The 15,220-nt window shown below is 65.0% G+C and carries 11 protein-coding genes; 4 read left to right on the top strand and 7 right to left on the bottom strand.

Annotation, left to right across the window (positions count from 1 at the left end; all coding sequences use genetic code 11):
- Position 1: 1 nt before the first annotated feature.
- The 4 genes from PFLCHA0_RS27195 to PFLCHA0_RS27210 are packed head-to-tail and all read right to left on the bottom strand — an operon-like array spanning position 2 to position 7,761.
- Positions 2-4,579, bottom strand: coding sequence for an alpha-2-macroglobulin family protein (locus PFLCHA0_RS27195; protein ID WP_015637190.1), 4,578 nt, complete (start codon positions 4,577-4,579; stop codon positions 2-4).
- On the bottom strand, positions 4,576-5,235 hold the full coding sequence (locus PFLCHA0_RS27200; RefSeq protein WP_015637191.1) for a DUF1175 domain-containing protein: 660 nt from the start codon (positions 5,233-5,235) through the stop codon (positions 4,576-4,578). Before PFLCHA0_RS27200 ends, PFLCHA0_RS27195 begins: the two co-directional genes overlap by 4 nt.
- Positions 5,220-6,932 carry a DUF2138 domain-containing protein gene (locus PFLCHA0_RS27205; protein WP_015637192.1) on the bottom strand — a complete coding sequence of 571 codons (1,713 nt, stop codon included), beginning with the start codon at positions 6,930-6,932 and terminating at the stop codon, positions 5,220-5,222. The genes PFLCHA0_RS27200 and PFLCHA0_RS27205 overlap by 16 nt, the downstream gene beginning before the upstream one ends.
- A 37-nt stretch (positions 6,933-6,969) precedes the next feature.
- Positions 6,970-7,761: a YfaP family protein gene (locus PFLCHA0_RS27210; RefSeq protein ID WP_041752612.1), complete on the bottom strand. Its 792-nt coding sequence runs from the start codon at positions 7,759-7,761 to the stop codon at positions 6,970-6,972.
- 367 nt (positions 7,762-8,128) lie between these two features.
- On the opposite strand from PFLCHA0_RS27210, the gene PFLCHA0_RS27215 reads away from it, so the two are divergent.
- The 4 genes from PFLCHA0_RS27215 to PFLCHA0_RS27230 all read left to right on the top strand — a co-directional run bounded on the left by PFLCHA0_RS27215 (position 8,129) and on the right by PFLCHA0_RS27230 (position 13,282).
- Positions 8,129-8,371 carry an exodeoxyribonuclease VII small subunit gene (locus tag PFLCHA0_RS27215; RefSeq protein ID WP_011063724.1) on the top strand — a complete coding sequence of 81 codons (243 nt, stop codon included), beginning with the start codon at positions 8,129-8,131 and terminating at the stop codon, positions 8,369-8,371.
- Positions 8,368-9,255 carry a (2E,6E)-farnesyl diphosphate synthase gene (gene ispA, locus PFLCHA0_RS27220; RefSeq protein ID WP_019092778.1) on the top strand — a complete coding sequence of 296 codons (888 nt, stop codon included), beginning with the start codon at positions 8,368-8,370 and terminating at the stop codon, positions 9,253-9,255. The genes PFLCHA0_RS27215 and ispA overlap by 4 nt, the downstream gene beginning before the upstream one ends.
- A gap of 112 nt (positions 9,256-9,367) precedes the next feature.
- The gene (gene dxs, locus PFLCHA0_RS27225) at positions 9,368-11,269 is read left to right on the top strand and encodes a 1-deoxy-D-xylulose-5-phosphate synthase (RefSeq protein ID WP_015637195.1); all 1,902 of its coding nucleotides are present in this window, start codon (positions 9,368-9,370) and stop codon (positions 11,267-11,269) included.
- Between the two features lie 120 nt (positions 11,270-11,389).
- Positions 11,390-13,282, top strand: a complete 1,893-nt coding sequence (locus PFLCHA0_RS27230) for a TonB-dependent receptor plug domain-containing protein (protein ID WP_041752615.1) — start codon at positions 11,390-11,392, stop codon at positions 13,280-13,282.
- Between the two features lie 71 nt (positions 13,283-13,353).
- Here PFLCHA0_RS27230 and PFLCHA0_RS27235 read toward each other — a convergent pair whose 3' ends face one another.
- Genes PFLCHA0_RS27235 through ribA form a run of 3 tightly spaced genes read right to left on the bottom strand, consistent with a single transcriptional unit; the run spans position 13,354 to position 15,184 of the window.
- Positions 13,354-14,151, bottom strand: a complete 798-nt coding sequence (locus PFLCHA0_RS27235; RefSeq protein ID WP_041752617.1) for a cobalamin-binding protein — start codon at positions 14,149-14,151, stop codon at positions 13,354-13,356.
- The gene (locus tag PFLCHA0_RS27240; protein ID WP_011063729.1) at positions 14,151-14,570 is read right to left on the bottom strand and encodes a hypothetical protein; all 420 of its coding nucleotides are present in this window, start codon (positions 14,568-14,570) and stop codon (positions 14,151-14,153) included. Before PFLCHA0_RS27240 ends, PFLCHA0_RS27235 begins: the two co-directional genes overlap by 1 nt.
- Complete coding sequence (ribA, locus tag PFLCHA0_RS27245) at positions 14,567-15,184, bottom strand: GTP cyclohydrolase II (protein ID WP_011063730.1); 618 nt, start codon at positions 15,182-15,184, stop codon at positions 14,567-14,569. Before ribA ends, PFLCHA0_RS27240 begins: the two co-directional genes overlap by 4 nt.
- Positions 15,185-15,220 lie beyond the last annotated feature (36 nt).

Consider the following 15,220-nt stretch of genomic DNA (forward strand, 5'->3'; position numbering starts at 1 on the left):
GTTATTTGACCGTGACCTGACCCAGGGCCGGGGTGCGTTCCTGAGCCTGATGCTCCGGTGCGTACACCTGGTAGAAACGTGCCGGCGGCAGATTGAACTGGCCTTTCTGGGAGAAGCGAACCAGATGGCGCAGGCGCACTTCGCTGCCGTCGTTCAACGCATCCAGCGGCACCGCGTAGCTCATCTGCCCCGGTTCGGAGCGAGCCTTCTCCAGGGACGCCGCCTCCGTACCGGCCGGGCCGGCCAGCTTGATGCCCCAGGTGGTGCGCTCGACATCGGCGCCCGGCGGCAGCGGCACTTCCAGCATGCCGTACAGCAGCGGCCGGTTGCCTTCGTTGGCGATGATCACTTCGTCCAGGTACAGGCCGTCACTGGCGATCGGCTTGTTGCCCACCGGTTCCAGCTTGAAGGTGAAGGCTTCGTCCCCCGGCACCAGGCGCAACAGGCGGCGGGTGATGTTCACCGGCGACGGCGTGCCCATGTCCAGCTTGCTCAGGTAGCTCACCGACGCCCGCAACGGACGTTCCGGCACAGAGCCCAGGGCCAGTACCGTCGGCACCTGCGCCCCTTGCCACTGCCAGTAGCTTTCACCGCTGGCGCCCTGGCGCTGTTGCCAGCCCTGCCCCGGGTTCAAGGCCACCGCCGGGGTCGACTGGGCGATGCTGCGCTGCAGCCAGGTCAGGGCCAGGGCCCGTTCCAGGGTCGATTGCGACGGCAGCAGGCGTTGCAGCAAGGCACGCGCCGCGCCTTGGTCGAACGGTTTGAGCGACAGGCTCAGGGCCTGGGTGAACGGCTGGGAGCTGATATCCAATTGCTGCTGCGCCGCTTCCAGTTGGGCGACGAACGCCGCGGGTGGCGTGACCTTGGCATCCCGCGCCAGGGCCGCGGCCAGCACCCGGGCGCTGGCCAGGCCGAGGGCCGAATCCGGATCGTCCATCACCAGGCTGTCGCTGCCGTTGTCCTGCATGCTGGCTGCCGGGCCGCTACCGGCCTTGGCCAGGTCGTCCATCAGGCCGCTGACCAGGGTGTTGATCGGCAGTTTCATTTCACGGGCGAACGACAGGATCAGCGCCCGTTGCAGCAACGGTGTATTGCCAGCCTGCTTGGCGTAGACCTCCAGCACCCGCTGCCAGTGCTCCGGCGGCAGGTTCAGGTCCAGCACCTTGCTCGCATTCCAGTCGGCGTAATAGGCGTAGGCGGTGAGGAAGGCATCCGGCTCGGCATCTTCGCCCCACCAGGTGAATGCCGCTTCCGGCCCGGCCATGTGCACCAGGCGCAGACGGCTGTTCTGCATCATCAGCCGCAGCCGGTCGCGGATCTGCGGATTGCTGGCCAGCGCCGGGTAGGCAACGCTCAGCGGCAGCAACTGGCTGGCGGTCTGTTCGACGCCGCCATACGGGTATTCCAGCAGGTCATCCAGGGCCGAACGGAACAGCGCTTGCGGGCTGTCGTCCAGGCGCAGGCGAATGTCCGCAGCATCGGCCGGCAGGCCCAGCGGCGTGCTGATGGTGACCACGTCCAGGCTCTGGGTCTGCACGCTCTGCCAGCCGGCCGCACTGCTCACCAGGCGCACCGCCAGGGCATCCACGGTCTTGCCGCCCTGCACCAGCTCGGCGCTCCACTCGCCATTGCCCGGGGCAATGGCCGGCAGCGCCACATAGTTGATGCCGCTGTTGAGGGTCAGCGGCAGGCGCTGGGACTCCCCGGCGTAATGGATCACTAGTTCGGCCTTGGTGGGTTGTTCGGACTGGCTGAAGGCGAATACCCCCAGGTCCGGCTTGTCACCCGTGCGGAAGCGGGTCGGACCGCTCCACTTCAGGTACAGGGCCTTGTCGGAACGCACGAACTGCTTTTTCTGCCCCACTTGGCCATCATCGGCGATGGCCCGGGCAGTGATGCGCCAGCGGGTCAGGGAATCCGGCATGCGGAAGGTGAAACGCGCCTTGCCGTTGCCATCGGTGACCAACTCCGGCTGCCAGGCAGCGGTGTCGACATCTTCGCGCCGCGGACGCTCCAGTACCTTGACCCCGCGTTCGCTGCGGTTGGCCTTGCCCGGGGCGGTGGGGCTGCCCGGCAGGGCCACGTCGTAGCTGATGAACGACAGGCTGGCGCTGGTGCGCACATTGTTGCGCCGCGGGTGGTAGAAGAACTGGTCGATGCTCGGCGCCACTTCCGGTTGCAGGGCGTAGACCATTTCGTCCACCACGCTGACCGTCAGGTGTGCGGGCACCGGCTTGCCGGCGAACTGGGTAGACAGGTCGACGGTGACCATGTCACCCGGCTGGTATTTGTCCTTGTCGGTATGGATGGCCACATCGATCTGCGGCGTCAGCACCTTGATCCCGGCGTTCTGGAAGCTGTACTCGCCGCCCTTGGTGTAGAGCACGGAAAAGGTCAGGTTCGGCGCAAAGCCGTCCTTCACCGGCACCCGGGCGCGGTATTGGGTGGGGCTGAGTTTTTCCACCTTGAGCCAATCGCCGCCCTTGGACAGCAGCGCCGTGGCCTCGACCTTGTCCCGCTCCAGGGACAGCAGGGCGTCGTTGATCGGCTCCGGGAAGGTGATCAGCGCCAAGGCTTCGTCACCAGCCTTGTACTCGGGCTTGTCGAGGACGATTTCCACGGTGCCCGGCACCGCTTTCACGCCCTCGCCAGTGACCGAGTGGCTGGTGCCGCCCAGTACACGATCGTGCTCGTCGCGCAGGGTCAGGTTGTAGGTACCGGGGCGCTCGAAGGCCAGGGCGAAACCGCTATCAGCGGCAGCCAGCTTGCCCTCGCCGGTGGACTGGTCCTCCATGCGCACCCAGCCGTAGCGGCTCGGCTTGACGTTCTTGCTCTGCTCGCTGGTGTTCTGGTTGGCGTAGCTGAACTGCACCTTGTCGCCGGCAGCGCTGAAACGCTGCGGCGCGCTGAGGCTGAAGCTCGCCGCGCCACGCTCGATGAGGATTTCCTTGGTGGTCTTGACCCGATACGCAGCGCCATCACTGGCGAATACGGTGAGCATGTAGCGGCTGGGCTTGTCCGCCGCCGGCAGGTCGAGGGTCGCACTGCCCTTGGAATCGGTGGTCAGTTCGGCGCTGGTCAACTCCACCGGGAACTGGCCCATGTACTGCAGTTCGTTGTCCACCATGGACAGCTGCTGGGCCCGCAGGCTCAGTTGCAGGCGAGCGTTGGCCACCGGCTTGCCGTCGGGGTAGAGCAGCACCAGGTTGCCCTTCACCGGCTCGCCGGTCTTGAAGTCCGGCTTGGCCAGGGCCAGGGAAACCTCAAAGTGCGGCTTGATGTACTCGGCCACGCGGAAGGCACTGCTGTAGACCTGGCCCTTGTAGCCAAAACGCAGTTCATAACCACCGGCCACGGCATTTTCCGGCAGTTGGAAGCGGCCCTGGGCGCCGGACTTGGAATCCAGGTTCAGGGTCATGTTCTGCAGGGCGGTGCCGGCGGCATCCAGCACGCTGACGTTCACCGTGCCGGCACCCGGCTGTACCGAGTCCCGGGCGTTCTTGAACTCGCGACCGACGATCTTCAGCGATACCCAGTCCCCCGGGCGATACAGCGGCCGGTCGGTGAAGGCATACAGTTTGGTGTCGTAGATTTCGCTGTCGTAATAGAAGTTCTCGGAGACGAACACCCCGCCTTCCTGGTCTTCGCCGATCACGTAGGAGCGCTCGGGGCTGACGTGCTTGAGGCGCACCAGGCCCTGTTCGTCGGTGGCGCCGCTGTTCATCACACCGAGGCCGTCGGTCCACAGCACATTGACCTTGGGCACCGAGTTGCCTTCATGCTTGCCCGCGGCCCAGACCAGCAGTTCGTCGCCGGCGATCTTGCTCACCGCCACGGTGTTGGAAACAAAGACCATGGTGGTGGCGCGGTACTTGCCCACCAGGGCCTCCACCAGGTACAGGCCGGGCTTGAGCTGCCCCAGCGGGATGTAGACGTTGCCCGGGGCGACGTTGATGAACTGGCTGGAGGAACCGGACAGGTTTACCCCGGCCGGCGGCTGGATCGGCTTGGCCTGCCACAGCGGATAACGGAACTGGGTCACCAGGGGCAGCCCCGGGATCAGGGCGAATTGCGGCTGGGCGTCATACGGCGTCGGCGCCAGCATGGAGTTGCCCACCTTCAGTTCCGGCACCTCTTCGGTGACCTGCTTGCGTGACTCGTAGGAGAAGGCGCGCTGCATCACCCGGCGGGATTTGCGGTACCAGTTGTCCCACAGGTAGGCCAGGGTGTTGGACAGGCCCTCGCCCTTGAACTGGCCGTCGCTGACCACCCGGTGCAGGTTCTTCTGGCGCTTGAGAAAGTCCAGCGGCTGGTCGATCCGGTACACCCGGATGTCCGCGCCGCCATAGGGCTCCATGCGAAAGCGCCGGTAGTCACGGCCCGGGGCTTCGAGGCGCACCATGGCCTGTTCGTCGCTGGCGAAACTGCTGTCGGCCAGGAGGAAGAAACTCTCGCCGGAGACCGCCGCATAGTCGCTGGGCGGCACCGAGTCTTCGGCGTTGACCAGGGCCACGGGGGTGAGCAGGGTCAAGGCCAGGGTCAGGCGAAACAGAAAACGGGACATACGGGATTCGCTCATTGGGTGAGGAAGTTCAGTCGATAGATGCCGATGAAGTTGGGGTTGGCTGAGTCGGGTATCCATCGAGTGTCCTTCCATGTCATCAGTTGCTGCACGCTAGCCGAGCGCATGCCGTTGTCGGTGGGAGTGGTGGTGCCGGTGTGATAGGCGATGTTGCGGCCCATCCAGATCATCAGGTGCTGGTCGTCGCCCTGGTCGAAGAACAACAGGTCACCGGGGCGCGCCTGCCCCAGGTCACGGCTCACCAGATGGCTGTTGAACTGGATCAGCTTGATGGCATTGACGTAGGGCCCGGTCTGGCCGCCGCCCTGCTGCCACTGCTGGGCCAGGCCGCGCTGGCCTTCGCTCAGTTGCAGCTCCGGCGGCAGGTAGCGATTGGACATGCCGTTGGCCCGCAGCCATTTGTTGTCGTGGACCTTGAGCGCTTCGTTGGCAGCAAAACGCACCAGGCCCGCGCAGTCCTGCTGGTACCAGCGCGGGCTCGGGCCCTGGCTCAACTGCTCCTGGGCGATGCGCACGAACCAGGCACGGAACACCTGGGACTGCTGCACGTCCAGGGGCGGAGCCTGGGTCGCGCCCACGGCGCTGCTCAGCAACAAGGCCAACAGGCCAAGGCTGCTCAGACCTTTGCGCAGTGCACTCACAGGGCACGCCATTGCAGAGGCAGCCATTGCCAGTGACCGTCGGGCTCGCTGCCTTCGGGCAGGGTCAGGGCGTACTTGCCATAACCGCCGAGGGTACGCAGCTTGGGCACCAGGTAGGTTTGCGCGGCGTTGTTGAACACCGGCTCCATGTCCTGGGGCAGGCTGTCGAAGGTTTCCTGCTGGATCAACTGGGCCAGGGACTGCGGGCCCAGGTACACCGGCATCAGTGCATCCTTGGGCACCACGTCCGCCAGGGGCGGGAAGCGCTTGTCCAGGGTGCCCAGGGCCTTGCTCACAAGCTTGTCATCCAGGGAAAACACCAGGGTCGAGCCATGGCGGGCCAGGCTGACCTGCATGAAGGCGCGACCGGTGATGGTTTGCGGGTCCTTGGCTTCCTTGGCCGGGTACTGGCCGAAGTTGGAACTGACCTGGCGCTGCCACTGGTGCACGTCGCCGTTCTGCTGCTCGACCACCGGGAAGATGCGCTCCGCCACCTTGCTTTCCCGGGTGCCGACCATGGAGCCGAACAGCTTGCCCAGGTCCGCATCGAGCTTGGCATTGTCCTTGTCCTTGAGGCTGGCCACCAGCAGCGGTGTATACAGCCGCGAGTCGGCGTACCAGCACAGGCCGGCGGTCCCGGCCATGTGCTCGGTCAGGGTGGTGGCCACCGCTTCTTCGGCCCCCAGCTTGACCAGCAACGGCTTCTGCTGCTCCGCCGCCAGGGGCAAGGCTACGCAGGCGCTGGCGCCCATGGGCATGGCCTGCCAGATCGGCTTGAAGTCGAACGCCGGCTGGTTGTCCTGCTCTTGCATGGCCAGGTAGCTGTGCCAGCCCTTGTCGTCCATGTCGAAGCGCAGGCCGGCGAAGTTGGGGATAAAGCGCTGGTAACCCATGGCCAAAACGCTGGAATTGACTGCCAGCCGCTGCTGCACTTCAGGCTTGCGCGCTTCCAGGCCAAAGGCCTCGGGGAACAGTTTGTCACCGTTGAGCAGGGCCTCCAGGGCGGTGGTGGACACCGCACCATGCTCGTCGTCGGCGCCGGTGGCGGGGTCGTACAGCTTGGCGGGGTTGGACAGCACCACCAGCTTGTCGCCGTGGGAGGCGAATGCCAGGGACCGGCTGGCGTTGTAATTCAACTGGTACAGGGTCACCGCATCGCCACCGACCTTCAGGTCCGCCAGCTTGCTCAACTGGGTGTCATCCAGGGCCACCTTGGCCAGGGGCTCCAGCAGCTTGGCCAGGCCGCCGCGGTCCATCACCAGCAGGAAGTCCTTGAGACGCCCGTCGGCGCCGCGCCACAGCGCCACGTCGGCCGGCTGGTCGAACAACTGCTCGATCAGGTTGTCCTGCAGCTTCAGGTCATGCTCGTAGATGATCCGCCGCAGGCTGCCGATCAGGCCCAGGCGGTCGGCGTGGGTCTGGTAATAGAAGACGAAATCCTCGGTCAGGGTTTCCTTGAGGAAAGGCACCGCCAGCAGGTCCTTGGGCAACTGCGCCAGGGAATGGGTTTCCAGCAGCCCATCGGGGCGGCTCAGGCCCAGCTTGTCGCCGGCCAGCTCCGCCACCGGAGTCTTGGGCTTGCAGCCCACGCCGGTGACCGCGGCCGCCACCAGGCACAGGCCCATGACCAGGACCGGCCAGCGCCGCTTGCTGGCGGGTTGTTCAGTACCGGGCACGCCGGCTGCCGGGGATGCTGTGTTTTCGCTCATGATTCACAAAGCCCAATTCATCCGTGGTGCGGGATGTTCAATAGTTGAAAGACTTGACCAGCAACAGGTCGCCGATGGCCCGCATGGGCACGATAAAGGTCTCGCGTTTCTCATCGACGGTGTTTTCGTTAAGGATCAGGTTGATCTGCGAGGTGATCACCTCGTTCTGATTGCTGCCTTCGTCGAAGTTGTATCCGCCGCTGCCGAAGTTGCCCCAGTAGTTCACGTAGATCAGGTAGGTGCCCCGCAGCGGTGCGGTCATGGTGAACATTTCCGGGCCCGGGCCATCGACGCCGTCCGGGTCCAGGCCGCCGCCATTGGTCAGGCCGGGGTGGCCGAAGAAGGCGTGCTGACCGTCCGGGGTAATGATGTGCATGTCCAGCTCGGCCTTGGGATCGTCCCAGCCCAGCACTAAGCGAATGCGCGGTGGAGTCTTGTTCAGGTTGGCTTCATAGAACTGCACGCGCTTGAGGGACTTGCCCTCGGAGCTGCGCACTTCGACGCTGTTGGAGCCGGCACCGAACGCATAGGGCCGGGCAAAACGGCCCTGCTCGTCGGTGTAGAGATTCAACGGGTTACCGTTGACCGACAGGCTGTGGGGCTGGCGCAAATGGCCAATGGCCTTGAGCTGGCCTTCGATCAGGGTACGGTTGCGCTGGATGCCGCGGTCGATGGGCGGCGTCGGATAGGCCACGCGATCCTGCTCGGTGCGGTCCAGCAGGCCGGAATAACGCCAGCCGGCCAGGGGTTCCTGCAGCTCGGCAGAAGGCTCGGCGAATGCCGGCCCGGCCAGCAGCAAGGTCAGCAGAAGGGAGGATAGAGCGCGCATGTAATGCGTCCTGCCATGCATGGGAAAACCCTGGCGCCAGATCCTCGGCGCGGCTGCAAATATTCAGAAAGAGTGCCCGGCAACAAAGGGCGTTGGAAAGGCCGCAGATTAGCGACTTGGCGCCTGTTGCACAATTGCCGAAAAAGGAATTTGCGAGGGAATCGGCAATGCCCTGAAACCCCCGCAGCAAGTGCCATTACAGCGCCATCACCCCCTTCACTCCCGGGAGCAACGCGCGTCGTGAAAACCCCCGCCCCCCCTACCCCAACGCCCCCGCCCGAAGCCCGCCAGCGGGCGCTTCTCATTTGCCCGAAACCCCGCTGTCTGCTAGTGTCGCGCCGGTTTAACGTCAACCGGGATAGCCGCCATGGCCCGCAAAAAAGCTGCCTTAGATTTCGAACAATCCCTCGCCGACCTGCAAACCCTGGTCGAGCGTCTGGAGAACGGCGAGCTGTCGCTGGAAGACTCGTTGACCGCCTTCGAGCAAGGCATCGGCCTGACCCGCGATTGCCAGGCGGCCCTGGCCCAGGCCGAGCAGAAGGTGCAGATCCTCCTGGAGCGCGATGGCGAGCTGGCGGAACAGCCCTTCGATGCGGAACAGCCGGAATGATTACCGCCTATCAGGCCTCCAGCCAGGCCCGCGTCGACGCTGCAATGCACACCCTGTTCACCGCCCCTAGCCCCGAACTTGCCCGCCTCTATGAAGCCATGCGCTACAGCGTGATGAATGGCGGCAAGCGCGTGCGCCCGCTGCTGGCCTACGCCGCCTGCGAGGCCCTGGGCGGCAAGCCCGAGCAAGCCAACGGCGCCGCCTGCGCGGTGGAGCTGATCCACGCCTATTCCCTGGTGCACGACGACCTGCCGGCCATGGACGATGACGACCTGCGCCGCGGCCAGCCCACTACCCACAAGGCTTTCGATGAAGCCTGCGCGATCCTCGCCGGCGACGGCCTGCAGAGCCTGGCCTTCAGCGCCCTGCTGGACCCGGCCCTGAGCGACGCCAGCGCCGAGATCCGCCTGCGCATGGTCACCACCCTGGCCCAGGCCGCGGGCCCGGCGGGCATGGTCGGCGGCCAGGCCATCGACCTCGGCTCCGTGGGGCTCAAGCTGGACCAGCAGGCCCTGGAATACATGCATCGGCACAAGACCGGGGCACTGATCGAAGCCAGCGTGATCCTTGGCGCCCTGGCCAGCGGCCGGGCCGAAAAGGACGAGCTCAAGGCCCTGCAAACCTACGCTCAGGCCATTGGCCTGGCGTTCCAGGTGCAGGACGACATTCTCGATGTCGAAAGCGATACCGCCACCCTGGGCAAGCGCCAGGGCGCCGATATCGCCCGGGACAAGCCGACCTACCCGGCCTTGCTGGGCCTGGCCGCAGCCAAGGAGTACGCCCTGGAACTGCGCGACCAGGCGCTGCATGCCCTGCGTCCGTTTGACGCAGCGGCCGAGCCGCTGCGCGAGCTGGCGCGCTATATCGTCGAACGCCGCAGCTGATCGGCGGTCCGTAGCAGGACCGCATATCGGCCAAGTTCGGCGCTCTGCGTGGGCAGCTTGCGATGCATAAGGTAAACTGCCGCCTCTTTCTATACCTATAACGATTCGCCTGATGCCCACGACGTTTCATGAGATTCCCCGCAAACGCCCGACCACGCCGCTGCTCGACCGCGCCCAGACGCCGGACGGCCTGCGCCGGTTAGGCGAAGCCGAGCTGGAAACCCTGGCCGATGAGTTGCGCCTGGAATTGCTCTATACGGTCGGCCAGACCGGCGGGCACTTCGGTGCCGGCCTCGGGGTCATCGAGCTGACCATCGCGTTGCATTACGTGTTCGACACCCCGGACGACCGGCTGGTGTGGGACGTGGGTCACCAGGCGTATCCGCACAAGATCCTCACCGGGCGCCGTGAGCATATGGCCAGCCTGCGCCAGAAAGACGGCCTGGCCGCCTTCCCGCGGCGCTCCGAGAGCGAGTACGACACCTTCGGCGTCGGCCACTCCAGTACCTCCATCAGCGCTGCCCTGGGCATGGCCATCGCCGCACGCCTGCAGAACAGCGAGCGCAAGGCCATCGCCGTGATCGGCGACGGCGCCCTGACCGCGGGCATGGCCTTCGAGGCCCTGAACCACGCGCCGGAGGTGGACGCCAACATGCTGGTGATCCTCAACGACAACGACATGTCGATCTCGCGCAATGTCGGCGGGCTGTCCAACTACCTGGCCAAGATTCTCTCCAGCCGCACCTACGCCAGCATGCGCGAAGGCAGCAAGAAAGTGCTGTCGCGCCTGCCCGGGGCCTGGGAAATCGCTCGCCGCACCGAAGAATACGCCAAGGGCATGCTGGTCCCCGGCACCCTGTTCGAAGAACTGGGCTGGAACTACATCGGCCCCATCGACGGCCATGACCTGCCGACCCTGATCGCCACCCTGCGCAACATGCGCGACCTCAAGGGCCCGCAGTTCCTGCATGTGGTGACCAAGAAGGGCAAGGGCTTCGCCCCGGCGGAAGTCGACCCGATCGGCTACCACGCCATCACCAAGCTGGAACCCCTGGACGCCCCGGCGGCCGCGCCGAAAAAGGCCGGCGGGCCGAAGTACTCCGGTGTGTTCGGCGAATGGCTGTGCGACATGGCCGCCGCCGACCCGCGCCTGGTGGGCATCACCCCGGCGATGAAGGAAGGTTCGGACCTGGTGGCCTTCAGCGAGCGTTTCCCGCTGCGCTACTTCGACGTGGCAATTGCCGAGCAGCACGCCGTGACCCTGGCGGCCGGCATGGCCTGCGAGGGCGCCAAGCCGGTGGTGGCGATCTATTCGACCTTCCTCCAGCGCGGCTATGACCAGCTGATCCACGATGTGGCGGTACAGAACCTCGACGTGCTGTTCGCCATCGACCGCGCCGGCCTGGTGGGCGAAGACGGCCCGACCCACGCCGGCAGCTTCGACCTCTCCTACCTGCGTTGCATCCCCGGCATGCTGGTGATGACCCCGAGCGACGAGAACGAGCTGCGCATGATGCTCAGCACCGGGCACCTGTACAGCGGCCCTGCGGCCGTGCGCTACCCACGCGGCACCGGCCCCAACGCACCGATCGACAAGAGCCTGGAACCGATCGAGATCGGCAAGGGCGTGATCCGCCGCCAGGGCAGGCAAGTGGCCCTGCTGGTGTTCGGCGTGCAACTGGCCGAAGCCCTGCAAGTGGCCGAGAAACTCGACGCCACGGTGGTCGACATGCGCTTCGTCAAGCCACTGGATGAAGCCCTGGTACGCGAGATCGCCAGCAGCCACGAACTGCTGGTGACCATCGAGGAAAACGCCATCATGGGTGGCGCCGGTGGCGCGGTCAGCGAATACCTGGCACGGGAAAACATCCTCAAGCCGATCCTCCACCTGGGCTTGCCGGACGCCTACGTCGAGCACGCCAAACCGGCGCAGATGCTCGCCGAGTGCGGCCTCGACGAAGCCGGCATCGAGGCCTCGGTGCGCCAGCGCCTGGCGCTGCTGGGCCTGGCTTGATCCACAACGGCCAGCTGTAGCCGCTGTTGCACGCCCGCCATGCGGGCGTCGCTTTTTGGCCTTCACTGTGCAGCCTCTCCCACTTTGCGGCAAAGGCCGAGCCGCGCTAACGGAATAGCCATGAAACTCTCTCGCCTGGCCCTGCCGCTTTGCCTTTTGCCCTGCGCCGAACTCCTTGCCGCCCCCCCCGACCGCGATCAGGCCCTGAAACTGCCCGAAATGCTGATCAGCGCCAACCGCCAGGTGGAAGCGCGCAATGACAGCAGCGCCGCCAACACCGTATTCACCCGGGAAGACATCGACCGCCTGCAACCCGGCAGCCTCACCGACCTGCTGCAGCGGGTGCCAGGGGTGCAGGTAGCCCAGGGCGGCGGGCGCGGCAACCTGCCGAATATCTTCATCCGCGGCACCAACTCGGCCCAGAGCCTGGTGCTGGTGGACGGCCAGCGCATCAGCAGCTCATCGAGCGGCGACAGTAACCTGCAGTTCATCAGTATCGAGCAGATAGAAAGGGTGGAAGTACTGCGTGGCTCGCGCTCAGTGATCTATGGCAGCGACGCCATTGGCGGGGTGATCCAGATCTTCACCCGGCGCGGAGCGGACTCGGGGCTCCATGGGCGCATGCGCGTCGCCGCTGGCAGCAACCAGACCTGGGAGCGCAGCCTGGGACTGTCCGGTGGAGATCAACAGACACGCTTCAGCCTCGGCGCCAACCTGGATGAAACCGCCGGGATCGACTGGACCCAGGAATCGTTCCCCAGCGATGCCGACCATGATGGTTACCGCAACAAGTCGTTGAGCTTCACCCTCAGCCATGCGCTGAACGATGACCTGGAGGTAGGCCTCAACCTGCTGGATAACCGTGGTCGCACGCGCTATGACAACCCCTTCGGGCGCTACGACTCAAGCTACGACGTCTTCGCCCAGGATCCTTACACCGACTTCAGTGTCAGCAGCGTCAGCGGCTATCTCGATGCGCACATCAATGATTACTGGACGTCGCGAGTAGAGCTGGGGCATAGCGAGAACCGCGACCTCAAGCGCGACAAACTCAGTGACGAACGAAACGTATTCAATACCTACCGGGACTCGCTGAACTGGCAGAACGATCTGCGCCTGGACGAACACAACAGCCTGATCCTCGGCGCTGACTGGTACGAAGACCGGCTCAATACCAGCCCGGCGCGATTTGCCGAAGACAGCCGCTGGAACCGGGCAGCCTTCATTCAGCACCGCTTTCGCGGTGACAGTTTCTCCACCGAGCTGGGTCTGCGCCGCGACCAGAACCAGCAATATGGCAGCCAGAACACTTGGAGCGGCACCTTTACCCTGCCGCTCAACCCGGACAATGACTTGCTGCTCTCCTATAGCGAAGGTTTCCGGGCGCCCAACTTCAGCGACCTGTATTACCCCGGCTTCAGCAACCCCGACCTCAAGCCGGAACACTCCAAGAGCTATGAATTGCAGTGGCGTAACCAACTGACGCAAAGCACTCGCCTGGAGACCTCGATCTTCCGCACCGATATCAAGGACGCAATCATTTATGACCGCATAGCCCAACGCCCGGAAAACGTTGGCGCAGCGAGAATCAACGGTTTCGAAGCGGCCCTGAAACAGGAACTGTTCGGCTGGCAGACCAGCATCGGCACCGCGATCATTGATCCGCGCAATCGCAAGGATGGCCATCAACTGCCGCGCCGTGCCCGCCGCACCTTGAATCTGGATCTAGACCGGCAGTTCGACCAATTGGCGCTAGGTGCCAGTTGGCAACTGGTGAGCAAGAGCCGTGAGGACTTGAGCACGAAAAAGCAGGTCCCGATTGGCGGCTACGGCCTGTTCGGACTGCGAAGCAGTTGGGCGATCAATCAGGAAGTGAAGCTGGACCTGAAACTCGACAACATCTTCGACAAGTCCTATAGCCGCGCGTTCTACGAGTACAACGGCAACGACTATGGCTACCGCAGCGAAGGCCGTACCTGGATGCTCGGCGTGACCTGGACGCCTGAGCTGTAAGGTCCGCCGCCTTCGCTGGCAAGCCAGCTCCTACACCGACCCCGTAGGAGCCGGCTCGCCGGCGAAGGGGCTCAGCGCTCGGGCGCGATCAAGGCACAGAGCTTGGCAGTCGCTGCAATCATCTGCCCACTGGGCCGCTCCAGGCCCTTGTCCCTCACCAGCAACAACCGCCCCTGCTGTACCGCCGCGATCTGCGGCCAGGCCTTCCAGGCATCCAACTGTCCCTGGACGGTGGCCAGGATCGCCTGCGGATTGCGCTGCAACACCGACTCGATACTGACCTGGGGCGCCGGCAGTTGCTGGTCGGCAAACACATTGCGCGCGCCGCAGACACTCAAGGCTTCGCTGATGATCTGCCCACCACCCACGGTATACAGCGGCTGGTCCCAGACCTGATAGAACACCGGCAACGGCGGTTCGCGGTGATAGCGGACGCGCAATGCAGCCAGTTGCCCGTTCAACTCGGCGGCCAGCTCGCGGCCGGCCGCCGGGCGACCCAGGCGCTCGCCGATCTCGGCAATCTGCGCGGTCAGTTGCGGGAAGTCATGGGGTTCGGCAACCAGGGTGGGGATCCCCAGGCGCGCCAGTTGATCGCGCTGGGCCGGGCCGACACTGCCCGGCCAGAGCAACAGCAGATCAGGCTTGAGGCTCAGCAAACGCTCGATATCCAGCTGGCCGTAGCGCCACACCGAAGGCAGGTCCTTGAGCGGCGCGGGCCGTTCACCGGCATCCAGCACGCCCACCAGCAGCTCGGCAGCCCCCAGCTCTACAACGATTTCCGAGAGCGATGGCGCAAGACTCACCACCCGCTGCGCCGCCAGCGCCGGAACACTGGCCAGCAGGCACAGGACCGCCAGCCAGCGCAGCATCAGCCCAGTTGACGCGGAATGCGATAGAGGTAGAACAGCACCGCCGTGGACACCGCCAGAAGCATCAGCGGCACCGCTTCCAGGCCGACGAACACTGCCAGGGTGCCGATCCAGGCCGGCAGCGACGCCGCCAGGAACGCCACCCGCCGGCTGGCCGCAAGGTTGATCCAGGCCGCCGGTTCCTCGGGAGTGTCCAGGGCTTTCTGGGTGGCGATCAGGGCGTGCTTGTAGCCGCCGAAGAAGCGCAGGCTGACGAACATCGATGCCACCCCGGCAATGAAGAACGGCATCGCCAGCACCGGCAGGATGGGCTCGCCCTGGCCGAACAGCGCGTTGATCACGAACAACGGCAACAGGCCCAGGGCCAGGTATTGCCACCAACTGACGGTCAGGCGCCGCTTGACTTGGCCCCGGGTCACGCGCGGTCAACCTCGCCCTGGTGCTCGTTGCCCATCATGTGGTCGAGCTTGCTGGCCTTGGTCGCCAGGTAGAGTTTGTTGTGCGGGTTGTGGCCGGTATGCAGCGGTACGCGCTCGGCGACCTGGATCCCCATCTCGGTCAAGGCCTTGACCTTGCGCGGGTTGTTGGTCATCAGGCGCAGGGACTTGACCCCCAGGTGCTCCAGCATCGGCAGGCACATGGCGTAGTCGCGCTGGTCGGCGGCAAAGCCCAGGCGTTCGTTGGCCTCCACGGTGTCGGCGCCACCGTCCTGCAGTTCGTAGGCGCGGATCTTGTTCAAGAGGCCGATACCCCGGCCTTCCTGGCGCAAGTACAGCAACACCCCACGACCTTCGCGGGCGATGGCCTGCAGGGCGGCTTCCAGTTGCGAGCCGCAATCGCAACGCTGGCTGAACAGTGCATCGCCGGTCAGGCACTCGGAGTGCAGGCGGCCGAGAACCGGAGCGCCGTCGGCGATATCGCCCAGGCTGAGCACCACATGCTCGCGGCCGGTAGCTTCATCGAGAAAACCATGCATGGTGAATTGCGCAAAAGGCGTAGGCAGCTTGCAAGCAGCAACAAAAACGACGGGCACTGTTGTGCTCCTGATCTGTATGAGGACTGGAGATTC

It is taken from the genome of Pseudomonas protegens CHA0, from assembly GCF_000397205.1.
GTDB classification, from domain to species: domain Bacteria; phylum Pseudomonadota; class Gammaproteobacteria; order Pseudomonadales; family Pseudomonadaceae; genus Aquipseudomonas; species Aquipseudomonas protegens.